Origin of the sequence: Evansella clarkii (assembly GCF_002019695.1) — a bacterium.
Taxonomy (GTDB): Bacteria; Bacillota; Bacilli; order Bacillales; family Salisediminibacteriaceae; genus Evansella; species Evansella clarkii.
Map to the genome: position 1 here is coordinate 4,486,254 of NZ_KV917376.1, position 17,691 is coordinate 4,503,944.

20 protein-coding genes are annotated in these 17,691 nt (G+C 42.2%); all 20 read right to left on the reverse strand.

Features of this window, described 5'->3' with window-relative positions:
* Positions 1-27: 27 nt before the first annotated feature.
* Positions 28-804: a CheR family methyltransferase gene (locus BK582_RS21070; protein ID WP_078596919.1), complete on the reverse strand. Its 777-nt coding sequence runs from the start codon at positions 802-804 to the stop codon at positions 28-30.
* A 78-nt stretch (positions 805-882) separates the two neighbouring features.
* The gene (gene ndk / locus BK582_RS21075; RefSeq protein WP_078596920.1) at positions 883-1,326 is read right to left on the reverse strand and encodes a nucleoside-diphosphate kinase; all 444 of its coding nucleotides are present in this window, start codon (positions 1,324-1,326) and stop codon (positions 883-885) included.
* Between the two features lie 161 nt (positions 1,327-1,487).
* Positions 1,488-2,459, reverse strand: a complete 972-nt coding sequence (hepT, locus tag BK582_RS21080; protein WP_078596921.1) for a heptaprenyl diphosphate synthase component II — start codon at positions 2,457-2,459, stop codon at positions 1,488-1,490.
* 20 nt (positions 2,460-2,479) lie between these two features.
* On the reverse strand, positions 2,480-3,337 hold the full coding sequence (locus BK582_RS21085; protein WP_078596922.1) for a menaquinone biosynthetic enzyme MqnA/MqnD family protein: 858 nt from the start codon (positions 3,335-3,337) through the stop codon (positions 2,480-2,482).
* Positions 3,334-3,936, reverse strand: coding sequence for a UbiX family flavin prenyltransferase (locus BK582_RS21090; RefSeq protein WP_078596923.1), 603 nt, complete (start codon positions 3,934-3,936; stop codon positions 3,334-3,336). Before BK582_RS21090 ends, BK582_RS21085 begins: the two co-directional genes overlap by 4 nt.
* A complete protein-coding gene (locus BK582_RS21095; RefSeq protein WP_078596924.1) occupies positions 3,933-4,793 on the reverse strand; it encodes a UbiA-like polyprenyltransferase in 861 nt (286 codons plus the stop codon). Before BK582_RS21095 ends, BK582_RS21090 begins: the two co-directional genes overlap by 4 nt.
* Before the next feature lie 44 nt (positions 4,794-4,837).
* The gene (locus tag BK582_RS21100) at positions 4,838-5,542 is read right to left on the reverse strand and encodes a demethylmenaquinone methyltransferase (RefSeq protein ID WP_078596925.1); all 705 of its coding nucleotides are present in this window, start codon (positions 5,540-5,542) and stop codon (positions 4,838-4,840) included.
* Between the two features lie 4 nt (positions 5,543-5,546).
* Positions 5,547-6,356: a heptaprenyl diphosphate synthase component 1 gene (locus tag BK582_RS21105; RefSeq protein ID WP_169911185.1), complete on the reverse strand. Its 810-nt coding sequence runs from the start codon at positions 6,354-6,356 to the stop codon at positions 5,547-5,549.
* Positions 6,357-6,753: 397 nt separating this feature from the next.
* On the reverse strand, positions 6,754-6,972 hold the full coding sequence (mtrB, locus tag BK582_RS21110; RefSeq protein ID WP_078596927.1) for a trp RNA-binding attenuation protein MtrB: 219 nt from the start codon (positions 6,970-6,972) through the stop codon (positions 6,754-6,756).
* Between the two features lie 62 nt (positions 6,973-7,034).
* Positions 7,035-7,601, reverse strand: coding sequence for a GTP cyclohydrolase I FolE (gene folE / locus BK582_RS21115; protein WP_078596928.1), 567 nt, complete (start codon positions 7,599-7,601; stop codon positions 7,035-7,037).
* Positions 7,602-7,797: 196 nt separating this feature from the next.
* Positions 7,798-8,070 (reverse strand): HU family DNA-binding protein, encoded by a 273-nt coding sequence (locus BK582_RS21120; RefSeq protein WP_167553234.1) that lies wholly within the window; start codon positions 8,068-8,070, stop codon positions 7,798-7,800.
* Between the two features lie 406 nt (positions 8,071-8,476).
* On the reverse strand, positions 8,477-9,955 hold the full coding sequence (gene spoIVA, locus BK582_RS21125) for a stage IV sporulation protein A (protein WP_078596930.1): 1,479 nt from the start codon (positions 9,953-9,955) through the stop codon (positions 8,477-8,479).
* A 300-nt stretch (positions 9,956-10,255) separates the two neighbouring features.
* Complete coding sequence (locus BK582_RS21130) at positions 10,256-10,984, reverse strand: hypothetical protein (RefSeq protein ID WP_078596931.1); 729 nt, start codon at positions 10,982-10,984, stop codon at positions 10,256-10,258.
* A 33-nt stretch (positions 10,985-11,017) separates the two neighbouring features.
* Positions 11,018-11,221, reverse strand: a complete 204-nt coding sequence (locus BK582_RS21135) for a DUF2768 domain-containing protein (protein WP_167553235.1) — start codon at positions 11,219-11,221, stop codon at positions 11,018-11,020.
* Between the two features lie 730 nt (positions 11,222-11,951).
* Positions 11,952-12,215 carry a stage VI sporulation protein F gene (locus tag BK582_RS21140; RefSeq protein WP_078596933.1) on the reverse strand — a complete coding sequence of 88 codons (264 nt, stop codon included), beginning with the start codon at positions 12,213-12,215 and terminating at the stop codon, positions 11,952-11,954.
* Between the two features lie 82 nt (positions 12,216-12,297).
* Positions 12,298-13,335, reverse strand: coding sequence for an NAD(P)H-dependent glycerol-3-phosphate dehydrogenase (locus BK582_RS21145; RefSeq protein WP_078596934.1), 1,038 nt, complete (start codon positions 13,333-13,335; stop codon positions 12,298-12,300).
* Between the two features lie 18 nt (positions 13,336-13,353).
* Entirely contained in the window at positions 13,354-13,959 is a 606-nt protein-coding gene (gene plsY / locus BK582_RS21150; protein WP_078596935.1) for a glycerol-3-phosphate 1-O-acyltransferase PlsY, read from the reverse strand.
* A 17-nt stretch (positions 13,960-13,976) separates the two neighbouring features.
* A complete protein-coding gene (gene der, locus BK582_RS21155; RefSeq protein ID WP_078598206.1) occupies positions 13,977-15,293 on the reverse strand; it encodes a ribosome biogenesis GTPase Der in 1,317 nt (438 codons plus the stop codon).
* A 308-nt stretch (positions 15,294-15,601) separates the two neighbouring features.
* Positions 15,602-16,234: a YphA family membrane protein gene (locus BK582_RS21160; RefSeq protein WP_078596936.1), complete on the reverse strand. Its 633-nt coding sequence runs from the start codon at positions 16,232-16,234 to the stop codon at positions 15,602-15,604.
* 287 nt (positions 16,235-16,521) lie between these two features.
* A complete protein-coding gene (rpsA, locus tag BK582_RS21165) occupies positions 16,522-17,679 on the reverse strand; it encodes a 30S ribosomal protein S1 (RefSeq protein WP_078596937.1) in 1,158 nt (385 codons plus the stop codon).
* Positions 17,680-17,691: the final 12 nt, after the last annotated feature.

Below are 17,691 nucleotides of genomic sequence, written 5' to 3' on the forward strand. Positions count from 1 at the left end.
CGCCCCCCCCCCCAGGTTTCAATATGCTCAGGAAGATGCTTTTCTGTAAAAAAATGTGTCTTCAGATTCCAGTCCATATAATTTCGGATTAAAAATCTGCTCTGTACTTCCAACAAACAATAATCCCCCCGGCCTGAGAGAGTCACTCAGTTTTTTATATAAAGCCTGTTTTCCCTCTTCAGTAAAGTAAATCATAACGTTACGGCAGATAATCAGATCATAACCTGTTTCGCAATTGTCAGAAAGGAGATTATGCTGTCTGAATTTCACAGTCTTTTTCACTTCTTCCTTCACTTCATATCCAGAACCACTTTTTACAAAAAAGCTGTCCAGCATTTCCCGTGGGACCTCTTTTAGGGAACGTTCTATGTAAAAACCCTTTTTGGCGATTTCTAATACCGCCTTATCAATATCTGTGGCAAGGACTTCAAAATCATTGTAGGTAAAATAGTTCCTGAGCAGCATTGCCAGAGTATACGGTTCTTCACCTGTTGAACAGGCAGCACTCCACATTTTAATCTTTCGGCGGGAGACCTCTAATTCCTGAATTTTTTTCTCAAGTATTTCCCACCTCTCCGGGTTCCGGAAAAATTCAGAAACATTGATTGTCATCCTCGTTAAAAATTCTTCCATCATATCCGGTTCTTTAATAAGCGATTTATAATACAGCTGAAAATTAGTAAACCCCTGCTTTTCCCTGAGGGAAGTGAGTCTTCTTTTCATTTGTGCTTCTTTATATAATCCAAGATCTATTCCGGTACTGCTTTTTATATTTTGAACAAATAACTGATAATCGTCCTGCATCCTTCATTTCCCCTTATCATGTCGTGCCACTTGAATTTTAGCTGTTATAAAAAGCTGCCGGATTCCGGCAGCTTTTTATTAAACCCACTTAGAAACAGTTTTTTCGTATGTTACAAGCTCTTCTGTGTTGAAGAACAATTCTATTTCTCTTTTTGCACTTTCCTCAGAGTCGGAACCGTGAATAATATTCATGGAAACCTGTACTCCGAAGTCTCCGCGAATTGTTCCTGGAGCTGCTTCCTGCGGGTTTGTTTTACCCATCATTTTTCTTGCTTCAGCAATAACATTATCGCCTTCCCAAACCATAGCAAAAACCGGGCCGGAAGTAATGAAATCAACGAGCTCACCGAAGAAAGGGCGCTCCTTATGCTCACCGTAATGCTGCTCGGCTAGTTCTTTTGAAATCGCTAACATTTTTGCTCCCGCTAAAGTGAAACCTTTCTTTTCAAAACGGCTGAGCACTTCTCCAATAAGGCCTCGCTGCACTCCGTCTGGTTTAACCATTAAAAAAGTACGTTCCATTGTTGTCTACCTCCTGAAATTGTTATGTACTAAACAAACCTTTTTGATTATAGCAAATTTTCTCAGAAATCACAATGGAAACTAGTATATCGGTGTTATCCGAAGATAAATAAAAAGACCCTCGCCAAAGAGCCTTAAGATGAAACACAATTATCTGTAATTTAAAACTTGCGGCTGCCAATATAATCAGCGATTTGTATGAGGGCATTTTTCGCCTGAATGTCAGGAAGCTCCGCCATTGCCTCTCTTGATTTTTCGAGATACCTGTCGGCCATTTCCTTCGAATACCCAACAGCTCCTGACTCTTTAATAAGCTTTATCGTTTGTTTGATATTTTCCCCGGAGCCGTCTGCACCGTTCAGATAACTGATCACCCGCTGTTTAATGGATGGGTCATGATGCATCGCATATAATGCCGGAAGAGTTATATTCCCTTGCAGGAGATCACTTCCCGCAGGTTTGCCAAGTTCCTTTTCAGTACCTGTAAAATCGAGAATATCGTCTGTAATCTGAAAAGCCATCCCTGTATAGTAGCCATACCGGGCCAGTTCACGCTGATACAATACTGGTGCACCTGCTGCCACAGCACCGAGCTGGCAGCTCACCGAGATTAAAAGAGCGGTTTTTCGCTTTATCCGCCGGAAATACATTCTCAGGTTCTGATTCCAGTTGTACTGGTCTCTTATTTGTTCTACTTCTCCTATACACATTTCTACCATTGCTTCTGAGAGCAGCTGATGCACTTCCGGAGAATCGCTTTCTGTCGCTATCTCTATAGCTCTTGCAAACATATAATCTCCAGTGTACATTGCAACCTTGTTATCCCACTTAGCCTTAATCGTCTTTTTTCCCCGGCGAAGTTCTGCCTCATCAATCACATCATCATGAACAAGGGATCCCATATGTATTAATTCAAGGGGGACAGCTATTTTTTTTATTTCATCCAGATTATAGGTGCCAAACTGGGCAGCCAAAAGAACAAACACAGGTCGTATGCGTTTGCCTCCAGCTTTAAGTATATGTGCTGAAGCTTCCTGAAGCACCGGGTGTTCGGCGTTAATGTTTCTTTCAATTTCTTTTTCTATTTTCCCAATGTCAGAACGTAAATGCCAATAAATATCTGTCAGTTTCATTTGTGTCCACCTTGTCTTTGTTATACAGATTGACAATAGCCAGCCGGCTGCCAAAGCGAAATTTTGTGTACTTTTTCATCGAGTAAGCCCAGCTCATATGCCAGGTCATAATATAGATGAAGGCCTTCTATATGCTTAGCTGAAAGATCGTAATTGAGGCCGTTAAAATAGTTCTCCCAAAAATGGTATGAACCACCCATCTCCCCGCGTATCTTTTCAATCATTTCTTTAAAGCCATCCTGGAGCACCGCCTTCTTACTCAACTGAAACTGGTCATAAAGCGCGTGAAGGAGTTCTGGCTCCTTAAGCCATGCATCTCTTCTCGCTGCGATTACAGCAAAAGTCATTGGCAAGGATGTAAAATGAGCCCATACTTCTCCTAAATCATACCTGTAAATACTATTGTCCGCATTCCAGACAGAACGGATTGCATCGTCCCCAATGAGCAGGCAGGCATCATGAGATGCAAGCATGGATTGATAATCAGGAGCCATAGTTTCATAATTTACATTTAAATTATAAAATTTCTTTAATATGATCTTCAGCAGGTTCACTGATGTTGCAGAGCTTGAAGTTAGGGCAACCGACCGCCCCTCCAGCTGAGTTAACGGAACTTTTGAAAACAGAAAAATAGATCCCACTGCGGCCGGGGATGAAACAGACATATCCGGAAGAAGGATATACTCCTCACAATGTTCACCGTATGCAAAGGAGGAAATACCGCCAATATGCACCTTCCCCTCAGCCATGTCCCTGTTTAACTGTGCTGGAAATTTAGGTACGAAGCTGCATCCTCTGCTCTTTAACATTTCCCTGTCAATATGATAAAACAACGGCAGAATATTTGTATAGGAAATTTCTGCGATTACCAGGCTCATCTTTCTTCCCCCCAGCGTTTAAAAAGGTCATGTCCCACCCCGGCCTGGTCCAGCACCTTGCCTGCCACAAAGTTAACAAGATCGTCCAGCGTCTCCGGATTATGGTAAAACCCAGGCATGGCAGGTACAATCTGCCCGCCCTGGTCACTCACCTTTTTCATGTTTTCCAGGTGTACAGAATGGAGCGGTGTTTCTCTCGGAACAATAATTAATTTTCTTCTTTCTTTAAGCATAACATCGGCAGTTCTCTCCAGCAGATTCCCGGATATGCCGTTAGCAATTTTCGCTAAAGTTCCCATAGAACAAGGTACGATGATCATCCCGTCATTTTTCGCTGAACCGCTGGCGATTGGGGCTGAAAAATCCTGCTGTGTATGAAAATGAAGATTATCATTTTTGCCAAACAGTTCTTCAAGACAATTTTCCCTGTCTGTCGTGTCCATCCCCAGTTCATAATAAAACACCTGCCATGCAGCCTCTGTCATCAGGAGATGCACTGTATGTTCCGCTCTTAAAAGCGATTGTACAACCCTTACTCCGTATACAGCCCCGCTTGCCCCTGTAATTCCTACTGCGAATATCTTTTTATCGGTGTTCATATAAGTAAATCTCCAATCGTAAATGCAAGCATAGTCAGGCTGATTATTCCGTTCATTGTGAAAAAGGCTACATTCACCTTCGAAAGATCGTCAGGAGATACAAGGGAATGTTCATAGATCATTATCCCGGCCACAATAAGCACACCAGCCAGATATATCCAGCTGAGCGGTGTGATAAAGAATAATACGATCATAGCTGTTAAACTTAAAATATGGAATCCTCTTGCAAATAAAAGCGCTTTATGAATACCAAAAAAACTTGGAATAGAATACAATTTGACGTCTTTGTCGTATTCTGCATCCTGAGTAGCGTAAATCACGTCAAAGCCTGCTGTCCATAAAGCAACAGCAAGGAATAAAACAAATGCCTCCCAGGTTAATGTACCGGTAGCACCAACCCAGCCTCCAAGTGGCGCTATTCCAATGGTAATACCCAGAAAAACATGGCAGAGCCATGTAAATCTTTTTGTATAAGAATATATAACAAGAAAAAATACGGCAACAGGCAGTAAATAGACAGCCAGCATATTTAACTGAAATGCTGAAATAAACAAAAGGGCGAACGAGAGTACGAGAAACAGCCCTGTCTCTGACCTGGAAATCAATCCGGCAGGTATTGCCCTGTCAGCAGTTCTTGGATTAGCTTTATCAATCTTTGAATCAATAATTCTGTTTAATGTCATTGCCGCACTTCTGGCACCAACCATTGCCAGCGTAATCCAGATCCATTCGCTGATTGTAGGCCAATTCCCCTCTAACAGGAGACTGCCTAATACAGCCCCTAAAAATGCAAACGGAAGTGCAAAGACTGTGTGTTCAAATTTTATCATCTCTAATATTATTTTTAACTTCTTCATGGACATATCCTCGCTTATCCTGCAGTTAGTGATTAAGTAATCTATCAGTCTTTTCTGGCAAAGTGGGACGCAGCAGCCCCGCCGGAATAGGATTTATAGCTCACCTTGCTGAATCCGGCTTCCTGAAACATCTGCTTTAGTTCCTTTTTGCCCGGGAATGATTGCGCGGACTCCTGCAGCCATGAATATTCCTTATAGCTTTTCGCGAATATTTTCCCAAATACAGGCATAATGTATTTAAAATAAAGCCAGTAAACTTGTCTGAATACCGGAAGGTCAGGCTGTGATGTTTCCAGGCAGACCGCCATTCCCCCAGGTTTAACAACACGGTGCATTTCTTTAAGTACTGCCATATAATCAGGAACATTCCTTAAACCGAAGCCAATAGTGACAAAGTCAAAGGAATTATCTTCGAATGGAAGCTCCATAGCATTTCCATGCACGAGCTTAACTTGTTCCATACCTTCTTCCTTAATCTTCTTCTCTCCGACTGAAAGCATATTACGGCTGAAATCAAGGCCTGTGACCTCACCGCTGCTGCCTGCAGCCTTTCCGAGAGCAATTGTCCAGTCTGCTGTACCACAGCATACGTCCAGTGCCTTCGAGCCTTCCTGAACAGCCATTTTCTTCATCGTATCTTTTCTCCAGGCCAGATGAAGCTGGAAACTTATAATGGAATTCATTTTATCGTAATTGCCATATATAGATTCAAAAACCTGATGAACTTTTTCTTCTTTAGACTGTGCCATTACTTTACCCTTCCTCTGCAACACATTGTTTTTCATAGCGTACTTCTTCCAGCAATTCGTCCACACGGGAACAGATAATCGATTGTAAGGTTGTCCCTTCCGCACACATCCCGTATATTCTGTCTTTAACCGTCTCAATCCGGGCAATAAACAGATCATCCACATACTGGTCGCTTCTTCCTGCTGCGTATGACTCGGAAGCCAGTATTAAGGCGAGAGGGCCTTTTTTGCCTTCTCTCATTAGCATCGTTCTCTCTGTAAGCAGTCTTTTCAGGAGAAAAAATTCTTTAGCAGCCTTTTTCCAATCCTGGAGATTAAGTACACCAGCCACATGCTGGACAACAGATGAATCAATCGTAGCCATCTGTTCTGCACATTTGTAATAATCCAGCTTCTTATTTTGGTAAACACTCATCTTTGCCTCGTTAATTTCTTTAATGGAACAGGCAAGAGCCCTGATCATAGGGAGGTCATTTATCTTCGACAGTATAAAGTAGTAGAGACTGCTGTAATAGTCACCTGCTAGTACTCTCAGCTGTCTTTTCTTCTTATGGGAATCTTCCGTCTGCTGATCTGCAGAAACTTTCTCGTGGGTATCAAGGGCAGCCTGTACGAGGTAGGCAGTAATTACGCATTTATTGATATAGGAGGAGGAAAGCTGCTTTTCCTTCATCATACTGAATAAGATGACTCCCTGATCTTTATCCAGGGATGGTTCTTCTATGTATTTCTTTAAATAAGGATGCTCGATCCGGTTATAGAAACTTTCAAAAATCTCATTAAGTTCTTCGCTGTAAGTATATGATGATGTCATTAACAGATCCCCCAACGCAATTTCTATTTTGTCGCACAGCATCAAGCACCTTGCTTTGATTAACCACTAATTATGCAAACTGGCATGATAATTGTTTCAGCTGCTCCATCATTTTAAGTATACCATAATTGCCACGTATGGATAAGAGGAGCTTCTGAGGTTCATCACTGAGGGAAAGTACAAAAGCGCAAGCGCCTTGGTCACGAGCGACACTCTTTACCTGCGACGAGTAACCGCAGGTCCAAGCACTGGAAGGACTTTGACAGAAGCCGCTCTTTGGCTTCTGAAAAGGCCTGAGGTGACCTCGAGCTCGTAGGCGCTGAAGCTAGACAACTATCTTGGAAATTTATACTTTCTTACCCTTTAAAGAAAAGCAGGATTAACCTGCCCGCACTGCTTATTCATCACTGTGCATTTCCCCATGGGCTGTCTGAATAACCGCTTTTCCCCGTATTTTGATCGCTGAAGTATGTTCTGTGAACTGAGCAATCATTACTTCGTTTTTATCCAGCTTCTCTGAATGGTGAAACCGTGTATCTGTCCCTCTTGTTAAGCCGATGACATTAACCCCGTCCTGCTTTGCTTTAATAACAATATAATCTTTCTGATCGGACATTTCATTCACTCCCTGTGAAGTTGATTTTAAAATATTCCTGCCAGTTATTGCAGATCAGAGGTCTATCCTTTTATAAATGTGAGAACTTCGGCGCGTGCAGCTGCGTTCTCCTCAAAATGCCCCCTTACAGCAGAAGTCACTGTCTGAGACCCTGGCTTTTTCACACCCCGCATTGTCATGCACATATGCTCTGCTTCGACTACAACTATAACCCCATGAGGTTCCAGCGTTTCAACTATGGAATCAGCAATGGTAGAAGTAATTCTCTCCTGCAGCTGCGGCCGCTTTGTCACTGCTTCAACTGCTCTTGCCAGTTTACTCAGCCCTGTAACTTTTCCGCCTCGTGGAATGTAGCCAATATGGGCTTTTCCAAAGAACGGGACAAGGTGATGTTCACAAGTGGAATAAAATGGAATATCTTTTACAAGTACCAGTTCTTCATGGTCCTCACCAAAAATAGTTGTGAAATGTTCTTTTGGATCCTGATTAATTCCCTGAAAAATTTCCTCATACATTCTAGCCACACGCTTAGGAGTGTCTATAAGCCCTTCCCTGGAAGGGTCTTCTCCGACTGCTTCAAGAATCATTGTTACGGCCTCTTCAATTTTCTTATGGTCAACTTTATTCATAGAGGTGCCTCCGTTCATTATATCACTCATTAAGTCGATAAAATTCTAGCATATTCTGCAATATAAATACAAGCAGAGCGTGCTGTGTACAGCTTTCCTCTTATTATTCCTGCGGCTGGAAAATAAACACACAAAAAAAAGAACCACTAAAGTGGCTCTTTTTTTGCGGTAATTCGCGGCCCTGTATGTATGTTAATTATTTAACTGCATCTTTAAGGGCTTTACCTGGCTTGAAAGCAGGTACATTGCTTGCAGGGATTTCGATTTCTTCACCAGTCTGCGGGTTGCGTCCTTTACGGGCTGCACGCTCGCGAACTTCAAAGTTTCCGAATCCAATCAATTGTACTTTTTCATTGTTTTGAAGAGAACCAGTGATGACGTCAAAGACTGCATCTACTGCGTTAGTAGCATCCTTTTTGGAAAGTTCCGCCTTTTCAGCTACAGCATTGATAAGTTCTGTCTTATTCATACCATTCACCTCCTCCCATAGAATCATCTGTGTTATTTCTTTTCTTTCACAAAAATAAACTTTTTATACGTGTTTCCCTGTAAATCAAGGGATAACAAGGCTAATCTTAAACGATTAATAAAAATAATTCAACATTTTTTGCGGAATTCCTTGTAATTTCATGACTTTTTTACCTTATTTGCCAAAATTTCATCGAATGGCTAACATTTATTTCCATTTTTACAAAAGATACACTATCCGACCTTGCACAAGTAAAGCGGTCCTGAGAGCAGGCATATTCAGAATTATTCAGAATTCCGGAACACCCGATCACTTTAGCTGGAGAGAGGATTACTCCTTTCTTCACCTATAACTATATACCCCCCTGTTAAAAATAAGCAAAGAAAAAACCCTCCGAGTGGAGAGCTTATAAAATAATAGCTATTAATCCTCCTGAACCCTCATTGATAATACGTTCCAGTGTCTCCTTTAGTTTATACCTTGCATTTTCAGGCATTAACGATAATTTAGCTGATATACCTTCCCGCACAATAGAATTGAGAGACCTTCCAAATATATCGGAGTTCCAGATAGATAATGGGTTTTCTTCAAAGTCCTGCATCAGATAACGCACAAGTTCTTCGCTCTGCTTTTCAGTCCCTATAATAGGAGCAAATTCAGATTCCACATCTACTTTAATCATATGAATGGAAGGAGCTACTGCTTTTAAACGGACACCAAATCTTGATCCCTGCCTGATAATTTCCGGCTCATCAAGGCTCATATCCTCGATAGAAGGGGCGGCAATTCCGTACCCTGTCTGCTTAACCATTTTCAGAGCTTCTGCAACCTGGTCATACTCCCGTTTGGCTTCTGAAAAGTCCTGCATAAGCTCCAGCAAGTGATCTTTGCCCCGGATTTCCACACCAACCACTTCTTTTAATATCTCATCATAGAGATCGTCAGGTGCGTGCAGGTCAATTTCCGCTACTCCCTGGCCCATCTCAATCCCCGCAAGACGCGCTTCATCGATAAATTCATATTCAAAAAACTGGCCAACAACTCTGTCCACATCTCTCAGACGCTTTATATCTTTAACAGTATCTCTCACAGCAATTTCATAGTTGTCTCTCAGCCAGTGATCTTCCTTGAGCACCATTACCCAGCTCGGCAGATTCACATTTACTTCATGGACAGGAAATTCAAAGAGCACTTCACGCATTACATTATTTATATCCTGCTCTGCCATCCCCTCAATATTCATGGCCAGAACAGGCACGTCATGCTCCTCTTCAATACTTGATCTCAGCTGTTCCGTATCCGGATGCTGCGGGTGGACACTGTTAACAAGGACAATGAACGGCTTTCCTACTTCTTTGAGTTCTTGAATTACCCTCTTTTCAGACTCTGCATAATCGTTTCTTTCAATTTCGCCAATAGAGCCGTCGGTTGTTACTACAACTCCTAATGTGGAATGTTCCTGGATAACCTTTCTCGTTCCGATTTCCGCAGCTTCATGGAAAGGAATTGGATCCTCGTACCACGGTGTATTAATCATCCGGGGACCGTTTTCATCTTCGTATCCCCTTGCCCCGGGGACGGCGTACCCAACGCTGTCAACCACTCTCACATTAACATCAAGGCCATCGCCCACATGTATTTTAACCGCCTGGTTAGGTACAAACTTAGGTTCAGTGGTCATTATCTGTTTTCCTGCAGCACTTTGAGGCAATTCATCCTGTGCTCTTGCACGATCCGCTTCATTTTCAATATTCGGGATAACTGCAAGCTCCATAAACTTTTTAATAAAGGTAGACTTACCAGTCCGGACCGCCCCTACCACCCCTAAGTAAATATCACCGCCTGTTCGTTCCGCAATATCTTTAAAGATATCAATTTTTTCCACAAAATCCCCTCCCGGTCTGTTCAAAATAGATTGTATAACAGCTATTTTTCGATACAATGCAGAGACAATATATATTTATGATGTTGTCCATTAATTATGACAAAGCATTTATGTTTTCTGTCCGGTACAGGAGGTCAATATACCCCCTCCGCTTCCAGGCGCTCCAGAACTCTGCCTGTCTCTGAGCTGTCCCTGTGTTAAGACAACAAGTCTTCAGAATAAGAAAAGCTCTCCTTTCTCTTGTATGTATATGAGAAGGAGAGCTTTTTAGAACTGGCATGAACCAGTTCCAGCTTTGATTTATTCAGTTTCTGCCGGGAGAAATACAATTTCACCGTTCTCTATTGTCTGCCCCCTGGAATTCACTGGTGCAAAAGGAGAGTTTTCCAATAAAAGAAAGCGCAGATCATCTCCTTCCTCGTAGGAAGAAGCGTCTTCATTCTCAAGATAATATTGTATATCCAGAGAATAATCTATTATTATATCCCCATTTGTCTGCATGAGGAGAGGCAGGCGGTGGGTTGGATGGAACGGACTGTCAACAGCAGGCTGTTCCTCATAATTTAATGCTTCGTAATCAATCTCCAGAAGCTCGTCACCAGCGATTCCGGCAACAGGGGCGTACTCGTTTTCCCTTCTGTACATCTGAAGCCTTCGCTCAAATTCCTGAATTTCTCTGATTACAGTTAAATCAATGAGCTTAACTTCAGCCATTTCTTCTGGATTGGTGATTACATATTGATATATTCCACCGTTTTCAAACGAGTTCCCAGGAGCAGACTCCAGATATTGGGGTACCAGGCGTGCGAAATTCACCGGATAACGCCTGAATAACGGTGTTCCCTCTTCCCTGGGGGCCGTAGGGAGTACTCCGTTATCAAGACGATACTGAATGACGGCGGACTGTACAGCTTCAAGCTGTGCCTGGTATGGGGCCTGGTTTTCTACGCGGCGCTCCTGGGGGTAAAAACATCCGGCGAGCAGTACAGTGGCCAGTATTATTAATAGACAAGTCCTGATAGACACCATATATTCCACCTTGCATTTTCATTATAGTTTGTTTTATTCCGGTGTCGGCCCGGCAAAAACAGTAAAAAATATTATGAATCCTGCAACCATTATACAAATAAAGCTAATTGTTAATAACAGATACCTGAGAAAACCTGATAATTTCTCTTTTGTAAAAATTGTCAAAACTACAGAAATAAACATTAAACCCATTGCAAAAAAGGAGATCCACATATTCGTCATCGGATCGCTAGTCATATCTTCCACCTCATTATACACATTTAAAAGAAATTTACGGGATAAAGTGAACCTTCATTGGGGGTTTTGTTCATCCCCCAATGATTGTAAGTTGAACTAACCGGGATGTTAGCGTCCGTTATTTACCGCCTAATAAACATCTTTCCCACCATTTATGTTTGGAGGCGGGAGTTTTACGGACGATTGCATCGGGATAAATTATAGCACAGACGACAGCCCCTTGCACATCAATTACTATTTTCAGCAAATATATGTATGAATAAAAATAAGTGTTTTATTAGCTCAGAATGACTTTAAATTTTTTATAACAGTGATATCAATGAAATCAGAGCAAAGGAGGAACGAATTTTATCTATAAGCTTTGGATAAAAAGAAGAACATGACTTTTCGATTGCAGCGTATGACGGCGACTGTTTCAGGAATAGCGCGAGCTGAGAATCCATTTTTGACGGCGTTTTAGCCGGCAAAAATTAGTTGAAGCCGTACCCGCAGAAAGCGTCCGACTGAAGCGTAAATCGAACAACAAAGTAACTTTTTCCAAGATAATGTCCACATTAAAGTTGAAAATTATAAAATGGATTCAAATCAAATAAAAAGGCTGAAGAAACGGGGCAATTTCTTCAGCCGGTGACTAAACACTGCTTAATAGTGAAACAACCCGGATTTAGCGTTGCTTCGTTTTATTATATGCTTGCTTAAAAAGGTTCGATGAGAACATAAGCCCAGATTATCACTTATTTTGAAACATTTTTGCCAGGCTGGCAAAGTCAGTCGGAACATTGTTAGAAGTGATTGCTTTTACTAACTCATCTTCCTTTTTCTTCGAGACAGGTACATTAGCTAACTTTGCAACCTGATGAATGAGATTCCGGACATTTTCTTCGTTTTTCAAGTCGGTGGAGCTTACCTGATTAGCCAGTTTAAATAAATCCTGCTGCTTAACATTTGTCTTTTTTTCCACCTGATCAAATATCGATCCTTTTTTCTCGTCCAAAACAAAGCCCTCCTCATGCAAGATGTCAAGATATCTTATGCACAGGGGGGCATCATGTGATTACAGATCACTTTTAATCAGGCTATTCTTTAAAGTCATCTTTTCTTAATTTCAAATCCTCTACTTCGTGTTTTTTAACACGGCCCATAAGCTCAGTTACTGCTTCTTCGGGTGATTTATTATTGAATAGAACTTCATAAAGTTCGTTGGTAATCGGCATCTCCACCTCAAGCTTACGGGCAAGCTCATATGCAGCCTGAGTAGTTCTGATCCCTTCTACTACCATCCCCATCTCTGATAATACTTCCTCAACGCTTTTACCTTTTCCAAGCATATTACCAGCCCGCCAGTTTCTGCTGTGTACGCTGGTGCAGGTTACAATCAGATCGCCGAGACCGGATAGCCCCGCGAATGTCAGTGGGTTAGCTCCCATTTTCAGACCCAGTCGTGTGATTTCCGCTAACCCCCTCGTCATTAAAGCGGCTTTTGCGTTATCACCATAGCCTAGTCCATTTGTCATCCCGGCACCGATGGCAATAATATTTTTTAAAGATCCCCCGATCTCCACACCAATGAGGTCAGGATTAGTATAAACGCGGAAATGCTTATTCATAAACAAGTCCTGGACCCTTTTAGCTGTTTCCGGGTCGCTGGAAGAGCTTGTAACTGTTGTAGGCTGATAGAGGCTGACTTCTTCAGCATGGCTTGGCCCGGAGAGTGCTGCGACTCCGGCTCTCAGGGATACTGGGATTTCTTCTTCGATTATTTCCGAAACTCTCAAATGAGTACCAGGTTCAATACCTTTGCTGGCGTGTATAAACAGCACTGGACGGTCTATCAGAGTGGTAACCTTCTTAAGTACTTCCCTCATCGCTTTAGTCGGCACTACCAGGAGCACTGCTTCCGCCCCTTCAAGGGAGTGATTTAAATCTGTTACTGCGTTTATTCCTTCCGGAAGCTTTATATCCGGCAGATAACGGTTGTTCGTATGATTTATATTAATTTCGTTTGCCTGTTCTTCTGATCGGCCCCATAAATAAACATCATGCCCATTGCTGGCAAGAACGATGGACAAAGCTGTTCCCCAGCTGCCCGACCCCAGTACAGCGATTTTCGACATATTACTGCGTCCTCCCCTTTAAGTTGCTTTTTCTCCAATTTTGCTCTCAGTGCCTTGAAGCAGGCGTTTTATATTAGTTCTGTGGCGCCATAAAGAAATCAATGCAATAAACAGTATAAAGTAAGATAAATACGCCGGATAGTCAAAGAAACCGTGGAAGAAAAAGGTGATCACTGTAGTCAGTACGATAAAAAGCAGTGATCCTAAAGAAACATATCTTGTAATAACGATAGAAATAATAGCAATAACACCTGCGATTATTGCAGCGAAAAAAACAAGAGTAGCGAGCACACCTATTGTAGTTGCTACACCTTTTCCGCCTCTGAAGCCGAAATAAACCGGCCAGTTATGCCCGGCAATTGCGGCAATACCGCAGGCAGCGGCCACCATGCCCTCTCCAGTTAGCCAGAACCCCAGCAGAACGGCAGCGATACCTTTAAGACAGTCAAGCAGCAAAACCGCTATTGCAGGGCCAAGGCCGAGTACCCTCAGCGTGTTTGTCGCCCCGGCGTTTCCGCTGCCGTGCTGCCTGATATCAACCTGTTTCAGTTTTTTTGCCAGCAGATAACTGAAGCTGATTGCGCCTATTAAGTATGAAATTATAATCGAGATAACTGCTGTCATTACAACCCTCCAAATAATTAGTCATTTTTTTTACGGGCGATAATCCGGATCGGAGTACCTGTGAAATCGAATGTATCGCGGATTTTGTTTTCCAGGAACCTTCTGTACGAGAAGTGCATAAGTTCCGGGTCATTAACAAACAAGACGAAAGTTGGCGGTGCAACCGCGACCTGTGTGGCATAGTTGATTCGCAGTCTCTTCCCCCCACTGTCTGTTGGTGCAGGATTCATCGTTACTGCATCGACAATAAGATCATTCAGCACATGAGTAGGTACCCGCATATTATGAATTTCACTGACTTTATTCACCATAGGCAGGAGATTATGCATCCTGCGCTTTGTTTTAGCTGACAAAAATAAAATCGGTGCATAGTCAAGGTACAGAAATTCATCCCGGATCTTCTGCTCAAAGTTTTTCATTGTTTTATCATCTTTTTCTATGACATCCCACTTGTTTACAACTATTATTATAGCCCTTCCAGCTTCATGGGCGTAACCGGCAATCTTTTTGTCCTGTTCGATAATTCCTTCTTCTGCATTAATAACCATCAGAACAACATCGGAGCGCTCAATAGCCCGTAAGGCACGCAGCACAGAATACTTTTCTGTACTCTCGTACACCTTTCCTTTTTTCCGCATACCCGCTGTATCGATAACCACATAGTCCTGACCATCTTTTTCAAACGGGGTATCAATGGCATCTCTCGTTGTGCCCGGGATATCACTGACAATGACTCTTTCTTCTCCAAGAATAGCATTAACAAGAGAAGACTTACCGACATTAGGGCGGCCAATCAGACTAATTCTGACCGTATCTTCGTCATAATCCTCTTCTATGTCTTTTGGAAAATGTTCTGCGACTTGATCCAGCAGATCTCCCAGACCTATGCCGTGAGACCCGGAAATAGGGAAAGGATCACCTACACCAAGGCTGTAAAATTCATACAGTCGATCGTGCATAGTCGGGTCGTCTATTTTATTTACTGCTAATACGACAGGTTTTTTTGAACGGTACAGTATTTGAGCAACTTCTTCATCAGCTCCGGTCATACCTTCTCTGCCATTAACGACAAAACAAATGACATCCGCCTCTTCTATTGCCAGCTCAGCCTGCTGCCGCATCTGCACCATGAGCGGTTCTTCATTCATTTCTATACCGCCTGTATCTATGACATGAAATTCATGGTTAAGCCACTCTGCTGAACTGTATATTCTGTCTCTTGTCACCCCTGGTTTATCTTCGACAATGGCAATTCGTTCTCCTACTATTCGGTTAAAAATTGTTGATTTCCCTACATTTGGTCTTCCTACAATAGCTAATACCGGTTTTGGCACAATTTTTTCCTCACTTTCAAAACCAATTTTTCTTCTCTTCTGTATAATCAATAAAAAACTTCCTATTTATGCCTGGAAAGGAAGCAAGCTTTAATATTATAACAAACCATTTTTCTTTTTAACACTCTATATGAAAAGCAAGGCGCGAGAACTGCCAGCGAAAAGGATGGTCTTGTCCTCTTACGAGTAACGCTCAGGAAAGTATCAAACCACACATCACAACAGGACTCACCTGGATACCCCATCGCAGGTGGTGAACGACTTTCAAGATATTTTAAAGAATCTTAACTTCAAATAAATGATTCTTGTTATATGTGCATCCTTGAGCCGGGAAACCGTGCATGTCCCTGTCTTTTGTACCATTTCCGTTTAACCGCTTCCATAAACGCCTCTGTCTTGCTCCAGCAGAATACAAAGAGCATGCTTAATAATAATATATCAAGGAGCGCATTGCCGCCAATCACGTATTCAGGTGAAAACGGATGAGAAGACTGCCATAAAAAAACTGTGAAAATTATCTCACCCTGAATGAGGCCAGCAACTGCTACGGCCAGCCTGTTTGAAAGCTTTTTCACCAGTAAACAAACTACGAGGAAACAACTCGCACTAATTATATACAGCGGCGGTACATACAGCCAGACCGGCTCAAAATAAACAAGGTAATAGATAAAAAAGTATAATCCTGATAATAGAATACTAATAAAATAGAAATAGATAATGCTCAATTTCTGCAATGCCGAAACATATACACAAGCCGCAAAAGTTAAAATAACGATTGCCCCATTTACAGAAAACGCCAGCAGCTGCAGATTAATTGAGGACCCTGTTATTGCCCCCAAACAGATCACCAGCCACAAATTTCTCTTTTTTAAATTATCTTCAAAAAAGTAAATTACTATTATTGCCATCCAGCCTACCCAAAGAAATATAAAACCGTCCACACTTATTGCCTCCGTTCTTTACCAGGTCTTACAAGGATTGACCAGAACAGAGGTTTTGTATACATAATGAGCCTCATACTGAACCACGGAATAAAAATCGGCGAACTGAGTCGCAGTTCGCCGATTTGAGAAGATAAGGATATGTCCTTAACGTTTTATATCTGTCAGGCTTTAGTATACCAGTATACAAGGCGTTTAAATTCTGATTCTCCTGACTGTCCTGCTAATAGCAGGATGCCAATATGGTCAGGATTTGTTCCAGAATTCGCCGCTATCACCTGCAGCTGTTATTTTTTGTACTTTTTCAGCTGGTCTCCAATCATATCGCCTAAGGAAAAGCCTGAATGGTCATCTTCCTTTTGATACTCATTCTTAGCAGCTTTATCAGCTTTAGCCTCTTTCTCTTCTTCAAGTGCTCTGATACTCAGGGAAATGCGTCTTTCCGTGACGTTCACATCCAGCACCTTTGCTTTAACTGATTCCCCTTCTTTTAACACTTCACCAGGTGTTCCGATATGGCGGTTGGCAATTTGGGAAATGTGAACAAGCCCTTCCACTCCTGGAGCAATTTCAACAAACGCTCCAAAAGAAACTAATCGCTTTACCGTTCCTTCCACTACATCGCCATGCTGGAATTTCCCTTCAAGAGCTTCCCACGGCCCGGGAAGAGTATCTTTAATGGAGAGGGAGATACGTTCGTTGTCCGGATCAACACCAAGTACTTTTACTTTAACAACGTCACCTTCATTAACGACTTCTGAAGGAGTATCCACATGGTGGTGTGCCATTTGTGAAATATGAACGAGGCCATCCACCCCGCCGATGTCAACAAAAGCACCAAAGTCAGTCAGTCTTTGTACTGTACCTTCCAGTACATCACCCGCGTTCAGCTGGTTTAGTGTTTCCCGCTTTTTCTCAGCAGCTTCTTCGTCTAATACAGCCCGCTGGGAGAGGATTAGCTTATTCTTTTCTTTATCCATTTCCACCACTTTTACACGAAGAGTTTTGCCCTTATAGTCGGAAAAATCCTCAACATAGTGGCGCTCAACCAATGAAGCAGGGATAAAACCGCGAACACCAAGGTCCACTACGAGGCCGCCTTTAACGACATCAGCCACCTCCGCTTCAAAAGTTTCACTGTTCTCATGCTTTTCAGAGAGGTCATCCCATGCTTTCTCTGCAGCGACTGCCCGCTTGGAAAGAACGAGCTCTTCGTCAGTAAGCTTAATAACCTGAAGTTCTACTTCATCACCTTCATTAAGAACATCACTGACTTTCTCAACGTGTAAACTGGACAGTTCACTAATTGGGATAATACCATCCATTTTATAGCCTACGTTTACATACGCTTGTTTTTCCTCCACTTTAGTGACTGTACCTGTCACAATTTCCCCGACTGAGAAGTCTTTCACCTCAGCCATTTCATTATTCATCTCTTCTGTCATGTTAAATACCTC